Consider the following 15,968-nt stretch of genomic DNA (forward strand, 5'->3'; position numbering starts at 1 on the left):
CTCCTCAGGCTTCAGCGTTGGCTTTGATCAGGCGGTCATACGCATCCTGATCCAACAGTTTAGCGACTGCACCGGCATCGGCCGGCTTAAAGCGGAAGAACCAACCTTCGCCCATCGGGTCTTCGTTGACCAGCTCCGGGCTGCCATCCAATTTGTCGTTCACTTCAAGGACTTCACCGTCCAAAGGCATGTACACGCCGCTGGCCGCTTTGACCGACTCAACGGTGGACGCTTCGGCGCCCTTGTCATAGGCCTGCAACTCCGGCAGTTGCACGAAAACCACATCACCCAGCGCGTTCTGCGCGAAAGCGGTGATACCCACGGTGACGCTGCCGTCAGCTTCGGCGCGCAGCCATTCGTGATCTTCAGTGAAACGCAACTCGCTCATGGAAACTCCTCAAGGCCAGATTCGTCTGGTGGACGGGATTGGAATAATGGGGAGTTGCTTAGCAATATCGCGGCCAATCTTATTTAAACGTTATAAATCAATGAGTTAATAAAATTGGTTATAGCGTTATGCATTATGACTGTAGCGATTTCGCTACAGCTGGGCGCAGGAAAAAAAGCCTATGCGGATCAAAGCCTTGCATGGCGCGCAAAAAACAGGGTTGTATCGATATCGTTACGCTGTAGCGCTTTCAGTACAGCCGATGTCGTTCTCAGACCTTATTCGGGATGCCGTACTTGCGCAGGCGATGGGCAATCGCCGTGTGCGAGGTCTGCAACCGGCTGGCCAGTTGGCGCGTCGAGGGGTAGCTGGTGTATAGCGTTTCCAGCAGGTTGCGCTCGAAGTCTTCCACCGCCTGTTCGAGGCTGTCGATTTCACCGTCGCTCTGGCGCGCCACTGACGTGCCGGCGATGTCCAGGTCGCCAATGTCCACCAGGCTGCTTTCGCAGATGGCGGCGGCGCGGAAGATCACGTTCTGCAGTTGCCGAACGTTGCCCGGCCAGCGGTTGCCGAGCAGCGCTGGGTACGTGCCGGGTGCCAGGCGGCAGACGGGTCGTTGGATCTGCGCACAGGCCTGCTGCATGAAGTAGCGGGCCAGCAACAGGATGTCCTGGCCGCGTGCGCGCAATGGCGGTACTTCGACGTTGAGCACGTTGAGGCGATAGAACAGGTCTTCGCGAAAGGTGCCTTCGCTGACCATTTTTTCCAGGTCGCGGTGGGTGGCGCTGAGGATGCGCACATTGACCTTCACTTCACGGTCGCCGCCCACGCGGCGGAAGCTGCCGTCGTTGAGAAACCGCAGCAGCTTGGCCTGCAAGTACGGCGACATCTCACCGATCTCATCCAGAAACACCGTGCCCTGGTTGGCCAACTCCATCAGCCCCGGCTTGCCACCGCGTTGCGCGCCGGTAAAGGCGCCCGGTGCATAACCGAACAACTCGCTTTCCGCGAGGTTCTCCGGCAGCGCCGCGCAGTTCAAGGCGAGGAAGGGCGCACTGTGGCGCGCGCTGATCGCATGGCAGGCGCGTGCCACCAGCTCTTTGCCGGTGCCGGTTTCGCCCTGGATCAACAACGGGGCATCCAACGCCGCTACCCGCTGGGCGCGGGCCTTGAGCGTGCGGATGACCGGGGATTCACCGAGCAGCGCGTCAAAGCCTTCGGCATGGTCATGGTGCAGCGCCGAAAGCTGTTCGCCGATGCGGTTGGGTTGGTAGAGGGTGAGCAGGGCGCCGGCGTCAGTGATCGGCGTGGCGTCCAGCAGCAGGGTCTGGCCGTTGACGCTGATCTCGCGCAGCGGCAAGCGAAAGCCTTGCTCCAGCAGGGTGTCGAGCAGCTTCGGGTCATTGAACAGTTCGCTGATGCTTTCGCCCGCCGGCTCGCGACCATACAAGGCGATCAGCGCCGGGTTGGCCAGCAGGATCTTGCCCGCGCTGTCCAACGCCAGCACCGGGTCGGTCATGGCGGCCAACAGGGCGTCAAGTTGCAGGTGGCGACGTTGGCCGGGGAGGATGTCCACCACGGTCACCGCTTGCACGCCCTGTACGCTGAACAGCGCGTCGCGCAGTTCTTCGAGCACCTCGGCGCTCAGGGTCGGCGCGTCGATGTAGACGTTGGGCGGTACCATTTCCACCGCATCCAGGTTGAGATTGCGCCCACCGAGCAGGGCCAGGACTTCCTGGGTGATGCCGACGCGGTCGATGAAGCTGACGTGGATACGCATGGGATGGCGTTTGGTTCTGTGGTGCGAGAGGTGGCAAGTATGCCTTGCTGACGATGGAGATCAAAATGTGGGAGCTGGCTTTTGTGGCGAGGGAGCTTGCTCCCGCTGGGCTGCGTAGCGGCCCCAAGATTCTGGGAGCGCTTCGCACTCCAGCGGGAGCAAGCTCCCTCGCCACAAAAGCCCGCTCCCACAGGGATTTGCGTTGTTCTTACTCCAAATGTTCCGGCTTGACCGGATCACCCGGCTTCACATCCAACTGATGCCGCACATCCTCGAACATCAAGTCGTACTGCTTGTGCATCGCGCCGTTCAACACGGCGATCTTCGGCATGCCGTACTTCTGCGCAATGTTCATCGCATGCCGCGCAAAGTCGAACGCCTGGTCCTTGGGCAGGAAGAACTCTTCCTTGAGGTCCTTGCCCTGCACCGAGCCATGCAGCTTGAACAGCATGCCCTTGCCTTCCTTGGGGTCCTGGCTGACTTCGTAGTCGATACACAGGTTGTAGCTGTAGTCCTGCGCATTCAGCGCGTGGCGTTCAACGTGCAAGTGACCCGGTTCAAAGGTGGCCATAGGCGTCTCTCCTCTACTTCACAGATAGGTGATGCCAGGTTTTGCCGTGCTGATGCGTGTACCGGCGCTGCCCTGGACGATGGCTTCGATGTCCGAGAGTGAACCGATGACGGCGGTTTTGCCAGTCTGGCGGGCGAACTCGCAGGCAGCTTGTACCTTGGGCCCCATGGAGCCGGCGGCGAAACCGAGTTTTTCCATTTCGTCGGGGTGGGCCTGGCCGATGGCCTTTTGGGTCGGTTTGCCGAAATCGATAAAAGCCGCGTTGACGTCGGTGGCGATCACCAGCAGATCGGCTTCCAACTGCGAGGCCAGCAGCGACGAACACAGGTCCTTGTCGATCACCGCTTCGATGCCCTTGAGCTTGCCGTCCTCGCCGTACATCGTAGGGATGCCGCCGCCACCTGCGCAGATCACGATGCTGCTTTTTTCCAGCAGCCACTTGATCGGGCGGATTTCAAAGATGCGTTTAGGGCGCGGGCTGGCGACCACGCGACGGTACTTGTCGCCGTCCGGTGCAATGGCCCAGCCTTTTTCGGCGGCGAGTTTCTCCGCTTCGGCCTTGGAGTACACCGGGCCGATAGGCTTGGTCGGGTTCTTGAACGCCGGGTCCTTGGCGTCCACTTCGACCTGGGTGAGCAGGGTGGCGAAGGGTACTTCGAAGTCCAGCAGGTTGCCCAGTTCCTGTTCGATGATGTAGCCGATCATGCCTTCGGTCTCGGCGCCGAGCACGTCCAGTGGGTACGGCGAGACCTGGGTGTAGGCCGCCGCCTGCAACGACAGCAGGCCGACCTGCGGGCCATTGCCGTGAGCGATCACCAGCTCGTTGCCGGCGTGGATCTTGGCGATCTGTTCGGTGGCAATTCGGATATTGGCGCGTTGGTTGTCCGCAGTCATGGGTTCACCACGGCGGAGCAGGGCGTTACCGCCCAGTGCAACGACGATACGCATAGCGTCTGTCCTTCAGTAATTCTGCGTTGCGAACACGGGACTCAATGTGGGAGCGGGCAAGCCCGCTCCCACATTTGCCCCGTATTCCTTCAGTTATTTACAGGTCGGCCAGGGTCGACACCAGGATCGCCTTGATGGTGTGCATGCGGTTTTCCGCTTGCTCGAAGGCGATGCAGGCCGGCGACTCGAACACGTCGTCTGTCACTTCAATGCCATTGGCCAGGTGCGGATACTGCTCGGCAATCTGCTTGCCGACTTTGGTATCGCTGTTGTGGAACGCCGGCAGGCAGTGCATGAACTTGGTGCGTGGGTTGCCGGTGGCTTTCATCAGCTCGGCGTTCACTTGGTATGGCAGTAGTTGTTCGATGCGCTCGGCCCAGGCTTCCACGGGCTCACCCATCGATACCCACACGTCGGTGTGGATGAAGTCCACGCCTTTGACCGCCGCTTTCGGGTCTTCGGTGAGGGTGATGCGCGCGCCGCTTTCTTCTGCGTATTTCTTGCAGCGGCCGACCAGGTCATCGTGGGGCCACAGGGCTTTAGGCGCGCAAATACGCACGTCCATGCCGAGCTTGGCGCCCACCAGCAGCAGCGAGTTGCCCATGTTGTTGCGGGCATCGCCAAGGTACGCGTAGCTGATCTCGTGGATCGGCTTGTCGGCGTGTTCACGCATGGTCAGCACGTCGGCGATCATCTGGGTCGGGTGATATTCATCGGTCAGTCCGTTGAACACCGGCACGCCGGCAAACTTGGCCAGCTCTTCGACGATCTCCTGCTTGAAGCCACGGTATTCGATGGCGTCATACATGCGCCCGAGTACGCGGGCGGTGTCCTTCATGCTTTCCTTGTGGCCGATCTGCGAGGAGCCCGGGTCGATGTAGGTGACGTTGGCGCCTTGGTCATAGGCGGCCACTTCGAAGGCGCAGCGGGTGCGGGTGGAGGTTTTTTCGAAGATCAGCGCGATGTTGTTGCCTTTGAGGTGTTGCTGTTCGGTGCCGGTGTACTTGGCGCGCTTGAGGTCGCGGGACAGGTCCAGCAGGTAGCGCAGCTCGCGCGGAGTGTGGTGTTCCAGGCTGAGCAGGCTGCGGTTGTGAATGTTGAACGCCATGATGATTCTCCTTGGATTCGGTAATCGGCCCGGTCGGCGCGGGATATGCGCCGCCGGGTGGATGGTCGTTTAGTAGTCGATAGGGTCGCGGATGATCGGGCAGGTCATGCAGTGGCCGCCGCCACGGCCACGGCCCAGTTCACCGGCACTGATGGTGATGACTTCCACACCGGCCTTGCGCAGCAGGGTGTTGGTGTAGGTGTTGCGGTCGTAACCGATCACCACACCTGGCTCCACGGCCACCACGTTGTTGCCGTCGTCCCACTGCTCGCGTTCAGCGGCGAAGCTGTTGCCGCCGGTTTCGACGACGCGCAGGGCCTTGAGGCCGAGGGCGGCGGCGACGGTGTCGAGGAAGTTGGTTTTCTCGCGTTGGATATCGATGCCGTGAGGCTTGCTCTCGTCAGGGCGCAGGGTGAAGGCGACGATCTGGTTGACCACTTCGGGGAAGATGGTGACCAGGTCGCGGTCGCAGAAGCTGAACACGGTGTCCAGGTGCATCGCGGCGCGGGATTTCGGCAGGCCGGCCACGATGACTTTTTCCACTGCCTTGTTCTTGAACAGGTTGCGCGCCAGTTGACCGATGGCCTGATGCGACGAACGCTCGCCCATGCCAATCAGGACCACGCCGTTGCCGATGGGCATCACGTCGCCGCCTTCCAGGGTGGAGGCGCCGTGTTCCTGGTCGGGGTCGCCGTACCAGATCTGGAAGTCGGCGTTGGTGAACTCGGGGTGGAATTTGTAAATGGCGGTGGTCAGCAGGGTCTCCTGGCGTCGCGCCGGCCAGTACATCGGGTTCAGCGTCACGCCGCCGTAGATCCAGCAGGTGGTGTCACGGGTGAACTGGGTGTTGGGCAGTGGCGGCAGGATGAAGCTGGAATGCCCGAGGAAATCGCGGAACATCTCGATGGTCTTGCCACCGAAGCTGCTCGGCAGGTCATCGGCGGACACGCCACCAATCAGGAACTCACTGATTTTGCGCGGCTCCAGGCTGCGCAGCCAGGAGCTGACTTCATCCACCAGGCCCAGGCCGACGGTGTTGGCGGTGATCTTGCGTTCCAGGATCCAGTCCAGCGCGTCGGGGATGGCGACGATGTCGGTGAGCAGGTTGTGCATTTCCAGCACATCAATATCCCGCTCGCGCATCTTGGTCACGAAGTCGAAGTGGTCACGCTTGGCCTGGGCCACCCACAGCACGTCATCGAACAGCAGTTCATCGCAGTTGTTGGGGGTCAGCCGCTGGTGGGCCAAGCCTGGGGAGCACACCATGACTTTGCGCAGTTTGCCGGCTTCGGAATGTACGCCGTACTTCACTTTTTCCGTGGTCATTACAGATCCTCCAGTGAACAAAAGATTCAGGTGTTACAGGGTCAGGAAACCGTCGTAGAGCCCATAGGCCGCCACCAGGGCGCCAATGACCACTGCGGCGAAAATCAGCTTCTCGACGTTGGTGAAAATCGGTTTGCCCAGTTCACGCTTGGCCTTGGCGAACAGGATTGCGCCGGGGGCGTAGAGCAGGGCGGAGAGCAGCAGGTATTTGGTGCCGCCGGCGTAGAGCAGCCAGATCGCGTAGATCAGGGCAATGGCGCCGATGAACAGGTCTTTCTTGCGCTCTTTCAGGGCGTTCTCGTAGGTCTCGCCGCGCACCGCCAGCAGCAGCGCGTAGGCCGCCGACCACAGGTAAGGCACCAGGATCATCGAGGTGGCGAGGTAGATCAGCGACAGGTAAGTGCTGGCGGAAAACAGCGTGATCACCAGGAACAGTTGCACCATGGCGTTGGTCAGCCACAGGGCGTTGACCGGCACATGGTTGGCGTTCTCCTTGCGCAGGAACTCCGGCATGGTGTGGTCCTTGGCGGCGGCGAACATGATCTCCGCACACAGCAGCACCCACGACAGTAGCGCCCCCAGCAGCGAGATGATCAGGCCGACGCTGATCAGCACCGCGCCCCAGTGGCCTACCACATGCTCCAGCACGGCGGCCATCGACGGGTTTTGCAGCTTGGCCAGTTCCGGTTGGGTCATGATGCCCAGGGACAGCACGTTCACCAGCATCAGGAACAGCAGCACGGTGATAAAGCCGATCACGGTGGCCTTGCCCACGTCGGAGCGTTTTTCCGCACGAGACGAGAAGATGCTCGCGCCTTCGATGCCGATGAACACCCAGACGGTGACCAGCATCATGTTGCGTACCTGGTTCATCACACTGCCCAGGTCGGGGTTTTTCACGCCCCAGATGTCAGCGGTGAAGATCTCCAGCTTGAACGCAAACAGTGCGATCAACACGAACAGCACCAGCGGCACGACCTTGGCGACGGTGGTCACCAGGTTGATGAACGCCGCTTCCTTGATGCCGCGCAATACCAGGAAATGCACGGCCCACAGCAGCGCCGAGGCACCGATCACTGCAGCAGGGGTATTTCCCTCTCCAAATAGCGGGAAGAAGTAACCGAGGGTGCTAAATAGCAACACGAAGTAACCGACGTTGCCCAGCCAGGCACTGATCCAGTAACCCCAGGCAGACGAGAAACCCATGTAGTCGCCGAACCCGGCCTTGGCGTAGGCATACACGCCGCCGTCGAGGTCGGGCTTGCGGTTGGCGAGGGTCTGGAATACGAAAGCGAGGGTCAACATGCCGATGGCGGTAATCACCCAACCAATCAACACCGCGCCGACGTCGGCGCTGGCGGCCATGTTCTGCGGCAGTGAGAAGATCCCGCCGCCAATCATCGAGCCCACGACAAGTGCAACCAGTGCGCCGAGTCGAAGTTTTCCGGGAGATTCAGACATTGCATAACTCCAATGCAGGAGAAGAGAGACCACAGAATAATTCCGTGCGCTATTCAAACAGCTGACTCAGATCACTTCATTGGCACATTCCATTGTGAATTAATGACTTAGGCTGGAAACTCGTGGGCGATATAAATCCTCGGAGAGGTGCTTTGCAGAGCGCCTCTCTCGCTTTATGGTTAATCTATTAGTCAGGTCCGTGGACGTTTGAAGCTAGACCGTATTTCCAGATGTGCAAACTTTTTGAACGAAGTTTCACCAAAGCGCTATAAGCGTAATGCGTGGGCAGTATTTAAATTCTAAATAAGCCTAATTGTGTATAACCGACATGCCATTACGTTATGAACCTGTCAGGTTTATCGCCTTCTCTAATAAACGCTACACTCGCTGAGTTAATTAGTTGAGTGCACGGTTGTCGGCTCAAACAGTTATTGACCAGGAGTGTGTATGTCCCAACCGGCCCAGAAACTTCGACTCAGCGCCTTGATCGCCCTGGTGGTGGGCTCGATGATCGGCGGTGGGATTTTTTCCTTGCCGCAGAACATGGCTGCCCGCGCCGAGGTGGGGGCCGTGCTGATCGGTTGGGCAATCACCGCCGTCGGCATGTTGACCCTGGCATTCGTGTTCCAGACCTTGGCCAACCGCAAGCCCGAGCTGGATTCGGGGGTGTACGCCTACGCCAAGGCGGGTTTCGGCGACTACATGGGTTTTTCATCGGCTTGGGGCTACTGGATCAGCGCCTGGATGGGCAACGTGGGTTATTTCGTGTTGCTATTTAGTACCCTCGGCTACTTTTTTCCGGTGTTCGGCCAGGGCAACACACCGGTGGCCATCGGCTGTGCGTCGCTGCTGCTGTGGGCCGTGCATTTCCTGGTGATGCGCGGAATCAAGGAGGCGGCGTTCATCAACCAGATCACCACCGTGGCCAAGATTGTGCCGCTGCTGATGTTCATCGTGATCGCCGCCGTGGCGTTCAAGGCGGATATCTTCACCCGCGATATCTGGGGCCTGGGCAACCCGAAGATCGGCAGCGTGGTGGACCAGGTGCGCAACATGATGCTGGTCACCGTGTTTGTGTTTATCGGCATCGAAGGCGCCAGTGTCTACTCGGCGCGGGCTGAGAAACGCTCGGATGTGGGCCGCGCCACGGTGATCGGCTTCCTGGGTGTGCTGGCGTTGCTGGTGCTGGTGAACGTGCTGTCGTTGGGCATCATGAGCCAACCGGAACTGGCGCAATTACAAAACCCGTCCCTGGCGGGTGTGCTGGAACATATCGTCGGCCCCTGGGGGGCGATGGCGATCAGCATCGGTTTGGCAGTGTCTCTACTCGGCGCCTTATTGTCGTGGGCGCTGCTCTGCGCGGAAATCCTCTACGCCACCGCCCATGACAAGACCATGCCGGCCTTCCTGAAAAAGGAAAACGTCAATCAGGTGCCGGTCAATGCGCTGTGGCTGACCAATGTGATGATCCAGCTGTTCCTGGTGATCACGCTGTTTTCCCACAGCACCTACACCACCCTGATCTACCTGGCCTCGTCGATGATCCTGGTGCCCTACCTGTGGTCGGCGGCCTATGCGGTGCTGTTGAGCGGGCGCGGCGAAACCTATGAAGGCGCCCACGGCCAACGGATGAAGGACCTGCTGGTCGGCCTGATTGCCCTCGGCTACGCGGTGTGGCTGCTCTACGCCGGGGGCTTGAAATACCTGCTGCTGTCGGCGTTGTTGTATGCGCCGGGCGTGATCCTGTTTGCCCTCGCCAAGCGTGAGCAGGGCCAGCCCTTGTTCACCCTCATGGAAAAAGGCATTTTCAGCTGCGTGATCGCCGGCGCAGGGCTGGCGGCGTATGGGTTGTACAGCGGGGTATTGTCGTTGTGAAACTGGCGTATCAGCCGCCCTACGACTGGGCGGCAATGGTGGGGTTTCTGTCGGCGCGGGCGATCGGCGGGATGGAGACGGTCGAGGCGGGCGTGTACCGGCGCAGTATCAGCCTCGGTGGGCAGCAGGGCTGGATCAGTGTGGCAATGGGGGATGGCGATTGGCTCGACGTGGAGGTGGATTTTCCAGAAGCGGCAGCGCTGCCTGAAATCGAACGGCGCCTGCGCACGATGTTTGATCTGGATGCCCAACCCCAGTTGATCAACCCGCAACTGGCGACGGACCCGTTGATGGCGCAACTGGTCGCAGCGCGTCCGGGCTTGCGTGTGCCGGGCACCTGGGATGGCCTGGAACTGGCGATTCGCGCGGTGCTGGGCCAGCAAATCACTGTGGTGGCCGCGATTCGTCTGGCTGGCAAGTTGGTGACTCAATACGGCCAGCCACTGGAAACCCCGCATGCCGGAATCACCCATGTGTTTCCCACCTCCGAGGTGTTGGCGGCGGCGGACCTGGCGACGCTGGGCATGCCCAAGGCACGTGGGCGGACCTTGTCGGGCGTGGCCCAGGCGTTGCTGAATGATCCTCGATTGTTCGAACCCCAGGCCAGCCTCAAGGCCGGTGTGGCGCGGTTGGTGGCGTTGCCAGGCATTGGTGATTGGACCGCGCAGTACATCGCCATGCGCCAGATGCGCGAGGCGGATGCATTTGCGTCGGGGGATATCGGGTTGATCAATGCGCTGGTGGCATTGGAAGGTGGGCCGGTTTCGGCGCGGCAGTTGTTGGCGCGGGCTGAGGCTTGGCGCCCGCTCCGGGCGTATGCGGCGCAGCACTTGTGGACGTCGTTGCAGCGGGCGGATTAAGAGTGCCTGTACTGGCCTCTTCGCGAGCAAGCCCGCTCCCACATTCGACCGCATTCCATGGAGGTACTCGGTCAAAATGTGGGAGCGGGCTTGCTCGCGAATGCGGACTCAAGGTCACCACTGAGGCCGATGTGAGCCCAATTCCCCAGCCGGCAAATCCCACTGCAACGGCGTGCCGCTGATGGTCACCGGTGGCAATATTCGATGTGCCTGGCCCCAGGCTGTCTGTTCCATCAATACCCCTTGATCCGTAGGCTCTTCGGCGCGTAACCCTGGCTGCTCCGGCACTTGTCCAGCCTCCACCAACAAGCTCGCCGTTCGCGCCAATGACAACCGCGCCGCGCCACCACGCCCGGACTTCAACCGTTCGCTCAATGCTTGAATCGCACTGGCTGCCATCAAATACCCGGTGGCGTGATCCAGCGCCTGCAACGGCAGGGGCAGCGGTTTGTCCGACTGTTTCCAGGCCATGCCGGCGGCGGCGATTCCGCTGCTCATCTGCACCAGGCTGTCGAAACCCCGGCGGTTGCGCCACGGGCCGCTCCAGCCGTAGGCGTTGAGGCTCACGTCGATCAGCCCGGGGGCGAGGGTTTGCAGTGCGTCGCAGGTGTAGCCCAACTGTTCCAGGGCATCGGCGCGGTAGCCGTGGAACAGGATGTCCGCTTCCTTGAGCAGGTCTTCGAAAACCTGCCGGCCTTCCGGGCTTTTCAGATCCAGGCGGGCGCAGCGTTTGCCCAGGGTCATTTCCGGTACTACGCCGGGTTCGTTCCAGGTGGGCGAGTCGATGCGCAGCACGTCAGCGCCCAGGCCTGCAAGAAAACGACTGGCGACGGGGCCGGCCAACACGCGAGTCAGGTCCAATACCTTGAGGCCCGCCAGTGGCCGCGCAACCGAGCCGAGCCAGGGCTTGTCGGTGGTGGTTGCAAAGGTCTGGCGCTGCACCAGTTCCTCGGCATTCACCGCCAACCCTTGGGGGTGGGCTTGCCAGGCTTGCCAGTCACGCATCTGCGCGGCGCAACCGCCCTCATCGACAATCGCCTGTTCCAGTTCGGCGGCATTCCATTTGGCAACCTTGGCGGCCATTTCGGCCCGGTCGGTCACCTTGCCCAGCACACGCTCGGCCGCCGCGCGGTGATGGGGCGCATTGGTGTGCAGGCGAATCCAGCCATCGGCGCTGGCGTAGTCGCCGGCCACCGGGTCCCACAGCGGCGGTACTTGCCAGCCCACCGGGCGGATCGAAGAAGAAAACCAAAAGGACGCGAGGCGCCGGTCCACTGTGACGCTGGGCAGGCGCCCGGTCTGTTGTTGGATCAACTGCGCCACCGCCTGGCCAGCGGCACCGATGCTGGCGCTGGCCAGCTCAGTCACGGCGAAGGTCGAGGGCAGGGCGCCGGCTTCGGTAAAGGTCAGTGGTGTTTGCGGTAGAGCGAGTGCGGCTTGGATGGGAGTCAGCAGGTCAGTCATCAAAGGCCCTCCGTAAGAGAAGGGCCACTATAGAAGATCATCAGGCCGGTGTGACAACCCCTGGTTCCAACGGCAGGTCGATGCTGGCAACAAAACCGCCGTCGGGATGGTTGGCCAGGATCAGGCTGCCGCCATGGCGTTCGGCGGCACGACGCGCAATCGCCAGGCCCAGGCCATGGCCTTGTGCGGTCTGGCCGGGGGCGCGGTAGAAGGGTTCGCCCAGCTGGCTCAAGTGTTCGGCCTCAACGCCGGGGCCGTGGTCGCGCACGCTGATCAGGATCCGATCACCCTGACGCTGGGCGTGCAGTTCAATCGGTTGGCCCTGTGGATTGAAGCGCTGGGCATTGCGCAGCAGGTTATCCACCGCGCGTTCGATCATGGTCGGCCAGCCCTTCAGGTGCAGGTCGGTGTCGGCGTTCAGTTGCACCACCTGGTCCGGCGCGCCGAGCTGGGCGTCTTTTTGCAAGGTTTTGAGCAAGACGGTGAGGTCGACTTCTTCGGCGCTGGCGTTGTCGGCATCAACGCGGGCCAGTACCAGAATTTCACTGATCAGGGCTTCGAGTCGGTCGCACTCGCGGGTCAGGCGCGGCCAGAGCTTTTCCCGCTCTTCGGGGCTGGCGCGTTCGGCCAGGGCCAGGGCGATACGCAAACGCGCCAAGGGTGAGCGCAACTCGTGGGACACGTCGCGCAGCAACTGGCGCTGGCTGCCGATCAGGCTTTGCAGGCGGGCGCCCATGCGGTTGAAATCGGTGGCCAGCACGCCGAATTCATCGCGACGGTTGGCCAGGCGCGCCAGGCTGTTTTGCTGATAGGTGGCTTGGCCAAGGTCGTGCACCGCGCCGCGTAAACGGCTGAGGGGACGGGTGATGGACAGCGTCACCAACAGGCTGAACAGGGTCAGCACGACCAGCGCAATCGCCAGTGCACTCAACGGCCACAGAAGGCTGCTGCGGTGCCAGGCGTCGAGTTCCGGGTGGGGGATGCGGTAGATCAGCAGGTAGGTGTCGCCGGTCTTGTCGCTGGTGTACTCGGCGGTCAGGCGACGCCACGGCAGGTGACCGTCCTGGCTGTCATTCTGGCGCGCTTCGAAGGCGGCGGCGCGGCGCGGGAAGGTGCCGCGCACCACCGGCTCGCCGCTTTCATTCAGCACTTGTACGTCGATGTGGTACTGGCGTTTGCGTTGTTGCAGCAGATCCTGGGCCGCGTCCTCGCCCTGGGCTTCGTAGAGTTGGGTCCACTCTTCGGCCAGGTTATTGAGGCCGGGGTGACGGCTGAGAATCCAGGCATCTTGATTGAGCATGTGCCCAAGCAGGATCGACAACCCGGCAACCAAGGCGATGGCCAGCCAGAAACTGGCCAGGATGCGCCAGAACAATGAACGCACAGGAAACCCTCAAACAGGAAAAGCCCAGTGGCGGTGGCCACTGGGCTGGGAGCGTTAACGCGGGTGCATTATTGCGCTTTTTGCGGCTGTTGCGCTTTCCAGGCCTGGAATTCCTTCCATTCGGCGCGACGCTGTTCCTGCTGCTTGACGATCTCGTCGAATTTCTTCTGCTGGTCAGGCTTGAGCACCGCACGAATGTCCGCCTGGGTTTTCTGCTTGCCGGCGGCGATTTCGTCCTGCATGGCTTTCTGGTCAGCGGCTGGCAGTTTGTCCAAGTACTTCTTGGTCAGGTCTTTGCGAGCGTGCCATTGGTCGCCCATCAACTTGCCGATCTGCTGGCGCTGTTCCTTGCTCAGGTCCAGTTGGCTGAAAGGGCCGCCTTTGCCACGCGGACCGTGTTCACCGCCGTGGCCCGGGCCACCCATCATGTGGCCTTCCGGGCCGCCCATCGGGCCTGGGCCTTCAGGCATTGCCGCCATGGCAACGGTGGGCAGGGCAGCGGCGAACATCAAAGCGATAAGGGTCTTGCGCATGGTGATTCTCCTGTCTCTATTCCGGTGAGTCCGGATGTGAGTAGATTACGGAGATCAAGGTCAGCGGCGGTCAGGTGTGGGTAAAGCTTGGGTAAAGACGATTTGGGGGGGAGCTGACAAAACCAGGAGCCCAGGGCTCCCGATTTCAAAGACTGTAGTAGTAGCCCCGGCTACGCAACGCCACGATCCGTGGCCGGCCATCCGGGTGTGGGCCGATTTTTTTGCGCAGGTTGCTGACGTGCATGTCCAGGCTGCGATCGTAAAGGGTCAGCTTGCGGCCCAGGGCGATCTGCGCCAGTTCCTGCTTGTCCAGCGGTTCACCGGGCTGGCGCAGCAAGGCTTCCAGCAGGCGGCTTTCGGAAACGGTAAGGGCGAACTCCTGTTCGTCGATGCTGACCACGCCGCGCACCGGGCTGAAGCACAGGTCGCCCAATTCCAGCTGGGTCGACACGGCGGCCGGATGGCTGCGACGCAATACGGCGCGCAGGCGGGCGGTCAGCTCGCGTGGGTCGCAGGGCTTGGCCAGGTAATCATCGGCGCCCAGTTCCAGGCCGAGGATGCGGTCCAGTGGTTCTCCACGGGCCGAGAGCATCAGCACCGGCAGCTCCGGGTGGTCGTTGCGCAATTGCTTGAGCAATTCAAGGCCGCTGCCGTCGGGCAGCATCACGTCGAGCACCACCGCAGCCGGGGCGCTGTCGGCCAAGGCTTTGCGCGCACTCAAGCCGTCATGGCAGGCGCGCACCTGAAAGCCTTCCTGGCTCAACCAACTGGTCAGCAGCTCACAGAGCTCCTGGTCATCATCTATCAGTAACAGCTCGCTCATGACTCACTCAATTTAGCCATTGTCGACGGCGACGGTGCCCCCCGCTGGCGAAGATCCCGCACAGCAGGGCGATCAGTGCGACGGCTCCACCGGTGACGAACCACTGTTGTTGCTCGGTCAGCCAGCGGGTCAAGGCGCCGCCCTGTGTATCTTTGAGTTGCTGGGCCAGGCGTTGGTTCTCTTGGCGAAGGCGACTCAATTGGGCGCTTTCGCGGGTAGCATCTGCGCTTTGCAGTTGCTTGCTCAGTTCTTCACGCTGGCGTTCGCTTTCTTTCAAACGTTGCTGCAACTCGGTGATCTGGGCACCGGCACTCAAGGACAGGGGCGTGGAACTGCCGGTGTTCGAGGTTTCTTCAGCGTGGGCCGAAGCCCCGATCATTACCACTGCCAACAGACACAACTGACGTAAGCGCATCGGAACTCCTGATTCCACACGAATATTCAGAACGTTGTCGGCAGGGTACCGAGAATAATGAGCAATTAGGCATGCGCCGAACCGATTAGGTTCGGCGCGGCCGTTATCAAGGCAAGACTTGCTTGAACGGCTTGATCACGACGTCCGCGTAAACGCCGGCCGCCACGTAAGGATCAGCCTTCGCCCAGGCCTGGGCATCGGCCAGGGAGGCGAACTCGGCGACGATGAGGCTACCGGTGAAACCGGCATCGCCTGGGTCGTTGCTGTCTACCGCCGGGTGCGGGCCGGCCAGCACGATACGGCCTTCGGCCTGCAGCTGCTTGAGGCGCTCGACATGGGCCGGGCGTACGCTCAGGCGTTTTTCCAGCGAATTGGCCACGTCGGTGGCAATGATGGCGTAGAGCATGTCAGTCCTCGGTTTTTGGCGTGGTAGGGGCAACGTCATGCAGGTGGCGCGACAGGTAGATGCCCTGGCCCACCAGGAACAACACGGTCATGGCCAGGCTGCCGAACACTTTGAAGTCGACCCAGTAATCCTGGAAGGTAAAGGCCACGAACAGGTTGGCGGCGCCGCAGAACAGGAAGAACACGATCCAGGCCACGTTCAAGCGTGTCCACACGGGCTCCGGCAGGGTCAGCGCGTGGCCCATGATCCGCTTGATCAGCAGGCGGTCACCGATGAAGTGGCTGCCGGTAAACACCAGCGCGAACAACCAGTTCACCACCGGCGCTTTCCATTTAAGGAAGGTTTCGCTGTGGAAGGCCAGGGTCAGGCCGCCGAATACCAGGCAGGCAATGAGGGTGAGCCATTGGCTTTTTTCCAGCTTGCGCTGGGAGATGAAGATAGCGCCGTAGACGACGATAGAGCTGATGATCAGGACGGCGGTGGCGCTGTAGATGCCCCCGAACGACACCGGGTGACCGGCGATATCGATGACCCTGGGGTCGAGTTTGGTAACGATGAAAAACAGCAACAGCGGGATGAAGTCGATGAATTGTTTCACAGTAAGAGCCAGAAGCTGGATGTGGCGG

Annotated in this window: 16 protein-coding genes; 2 read left to right on the top strand and 14 right to left on the bottom strand. The window is 61.3% G+C overall.

The annotated features are described in order from the left end of the window. Positions 1–4: 4 nt before the first annotated feature. The 7 genes from gcvH to arcD (HX812_RS09885) form a co-directional block, all read right to left on the bottom strand. Positions 5–388: a glycine cleavage system protein GcvH gene (gcvH, locus tag HX812_RS09855; protein ID WP_010208126.1), complete on the bottom strand. Its 384-nt coding sequence runs from the start codon at positions 386–388 to the stop codon at positions 5–7. Positions 389–659: 271 nt separating this feature from the next. Then, positions 660–2,168, bottom strand: a complete 1,509-nt coding sequence (locus HX812_RS09860) for a sigma-54-dependent transcriptional regulator (protein ID WP_016975437.1) — start codon at positions 2,166–2,168, stop codon at positions 660–662. Positions 2,169–2,376: 208 nt separating this feature from the next. Continuing rightward, a complete protein-coding gene (locus HX812_RS09865) occupies positions 2,377–2,739 on the bottom strand; it encodes a DUF5064 family protein (RefSeq protein WP_016975436.1) in 363 nt (120 codons plus the stop codon). 18 nt (positions 2,740–2,757) lie between these two features. Then, positions 2,758–3,687 carry a carbamate kinase gene (gene arcC, locus HX812_RS09870; protein ID WP_038851583.1) on the bottom strand — a complete coding sequence of 310 codons (930 nt, stop codon included), beginning with the start codon at positions 3,685–3,687 and terminating at the stop codon, positions 2,758–2,760. A 97-nt stretch (positions 3,688–3,784) separates the two neighbouring features. Further along, positions 3,785–4,795, bottom strand: coding sequence for an ornithine carbamoyltransferase (locus HX812_RS09875; protein ID WP_033896356.1), 1,011 nt, complete (start codon positions 4,793–4,795; stop codon positions 3,785–3,787). Between the two features lie 69 nt (positions 4,796–4,864). Next, a complete protein-coding gene (gene arcA, locus HX812_RS09880) occupies positions 4,865–6,121 on the bottom strand; it encodes an arginine deiminase (protein ID WP_016975433.1) in 1,257 nt (418 codons plus the stop codon). A gap of 33 nt (positions 6,122–6,154) precedes the next feature. Continuing rightward, on the bottom strand, positions 6,155–7,582 hold the full coding sequence (gene arcD / locus HX812_RS09885; RefSeq protein WP_038851585.1) for an arginine-ornithine antiporter: 1,428 nt from the start codon (positions 7,580–7,582) through the stop codon (positions 6,155–6,157). Positions 7,583–8,029: 447 nt separating this feature from the next. Here arcD (HX812_RS09885) and arcD (HX812_RS09890) point away from each other — a divergent pair, with 447 nt between their 5' ends. Beyond that, entirely contained in the window at positions 8,030–9,457 is a 1,428-nt protein-coding gene (arcD, locus tag HX812_RS09890; RefSeq protein ID WP_038851586.1) for an arginine-ornithine antiporter, read from the top strand. Further along, positions 9,454–10,317 (top strand): DNA-3-methyladenine glycosylase, encoded by an 864-nt coding sequence (locus tag HX812_RS09895; protein WP_038851588.1) that lies wholly within the window; start codon positions 9,454–9,456, stop codon positions 10,315–10,317. The genes arcD (HX812_RS09890) and HX812_RS09895 overlap by 4 nt, the downstream gene beginning before the upstream one ends. A gap of 114 nt (positions 10,318–10,431) precedes the next feature. Here HX812_RS09895 and HX812_RS09900 read toward each other — a convergent pair whose 3' ends face one another. The 7 genes from HX812_RS09900 to HX812_RS09930 all read right to left on the bottom strand — a co-directional run bounded on the left by HX812_RS09900 (position 10,432) and on the right by HX812_RS09930 (position 15,940). Next, positions 10,432–11,781, bottom strand: coding sequence for a CoA transferase (locus HX812_RS09900; RefSeq protein ID WP_038851589.1), 1,350 nt, complete (start codon positions 11,779–11,781; stop codon positions 10,432–10,434). Positions 11,782–11,821: 40 nt separating this feature from the next. Continuing rightward, positions 11,822–13,165: a HAMP domain-containing sensor histidine kinase gene (locus tag HX812_RS09905; protein WP_038851590.1), complete on the bottom strand. Its 1,344-nt coding sequence runs from the start codon at positions 13,163–13,165 to the stop codon at positions 11,822–11,824. A 68-nt stretch (positions 13,166–13,233) separates the two neighbouring features. Further along, positions 13,234–13,698 (bottom strand): LTXXQ domain-containing protein, encoded by a 465-nt coding sequence (locus HX812_RS09910; RefSeq protein ID WP_016975427.1) that lies wholly within the window; start codon positions 13,696–13,698, stop codon positions 13,234–13,236. A 145-nt stretch (positions 13,699–13,843) separates the two neighbouring features. Then, complete coding sequence (locus HX812_RS09915; RefSeq protein ID WP_003193803.1) at positions 13,844–14,521, bottom strand: response regulator transcription factor; 678 nt, start codon at positions 14,519–14,521, stop codon at positions 13,844–13,846. 7 nt (positions 14,522–14,528) lie between these two features. Further along, a complete protein-coding gene (locus HX812_RS09920) occupies positions 14,529–14,936 on the bottom strand; it encodes a hypothetical protein (RefSeq protein WP_038851591.1) in 408 nt (135 codons plus the stop codon). A 106-nt stretch (positions 14,937–15,042) separates the two neighbouring features. Next, a complete protein-coding gene (locus tag HX812_RS09925; protein ID WP_015885584.1) occupies positions 15,043–15,342 on the bottom strand; it encodes a YciI family protein in 300 nt (99 codons plus the stop codon). A 1-nt stretch (position 15,343) separates the two neighbouring features. After that, positions 15,344–15,940, bottom strand: coding sequence for a septation protein A (locus tag HX812_RS09930; RefSeq protein WP_016975424.1), 597 nt, complete (start codon positions 15,938–15,940; stop codon positions 15,344–15,346). Positions 15,941–15,968 lie beyond the last annotated feature (28 nt).

Source organism: Pseudomonas sp. IPO3749, from assembly GCF_013386605.1.
GTDB lineage: Bacteria > Pseudomonadota > Gammaproteobacteria > Pseudomonadales > Pseudomonadaceae > Aquipseudomonas > Aquipseudomonas azotoformans_A.

What these genes read in the sequence shown, in the direction of transcription:
- gcvH (WP_010208126.1), bottom strand. Translation starts at nt 388, where the DNA reads ATGAGCGAGTTGCGTTTCACTGAAGATCACGAATGGCTGCGCGCCGAA.
- HX812_RS09860 (WP_016975437.1), bottom strand. Translation starts at nt 2,168, where the DNA reads ATGCGTATCCACGTCAGCTTCATCGACCGCGTCGGCATCACCCAGGAA.
- HX812_RS09865 (WP_016975436.1), bottom strand. Translation starts at nt 2,739, where the DNA reads ATGGCCACCTTTGAACCGGGTCACTTGCACGTTGAACGCCACGCGCTG.
- arcC (WP_038851583.1), bottom strand. Translation starts at nt 3,687, where the DNA reads ATGCGTATCGTCGTTGCACTGGGCGGTAACGCCCTGCTCCGCCGTGGT.
- HX812_RS09875 (WP_033896356.1), bottom strand. Translation starts at nt 4,795, where the DNA reads ATGGCGTTCAACATTCACAACCGCAGCCTGCTCAGCCTGGAACACCAC.
- arcA (WP_016975433.1), bottom strand. Translation starts at nt 6,121, where the DNA reads ATGACCACGGAAAAAGTGAAGTACGGCGTACATTCCGAAGCCGGCAAA.
- arcD (WP_038851585.1), bottom strand. Translation starts at nt 7,582, where the DNA reads ATGTCTGAATCTCCCGGAAAACTTCGACTCGGCGCACTGGTTGCACTT.
- arcD (WP_038851586.1), top strand. Translation starts at nt 8,030, where the DNA reads ATGTCCCAACCGGCCCAGAAACTTCGACTCAGCGCCTTGATCGCCCTG.
- HX812_RS09900 (WP_038851589.1), bottom strand. Translation starts at nt 11,781, where the DNA reads ATGACTGACCTGCTGACTCCCATCCAAGCCGCACTCGCTCTACCGCAA.
- HX812_RS09910 (WP_016975427.1), bottom strand. Translation starts at nt 13,698, where the DNA reads ATGCGCAAGACCCTTATCGCTTTGATGTTCGCCGCTGCCCTGCCCACC.
- HX812_RS09915 (WP_003193803.1), bottom strand. Translation starts at nt 14,521, where the DNA reads ATGAGCGAGCTGTTACTGATAGATGATGACCAGGAGCTCTGTGAGCTG.
- HX812_RS09920 (WP_038851591.1), bottom strand. Translation starts at nt 14,936, where the DNA reads ATGCGCTTACGTCAGTTGTGTCTGTTGGCAGTGGTAATGATCGGGGCT.
- HX812_RS09925 (WP_015885584.1), bottom strand. Translation starts at nt 15,342, where the DNA reads ATGCTCTACGCCATCATTGCCACCGACGTGGCCAATTCGCTGGAAAAA.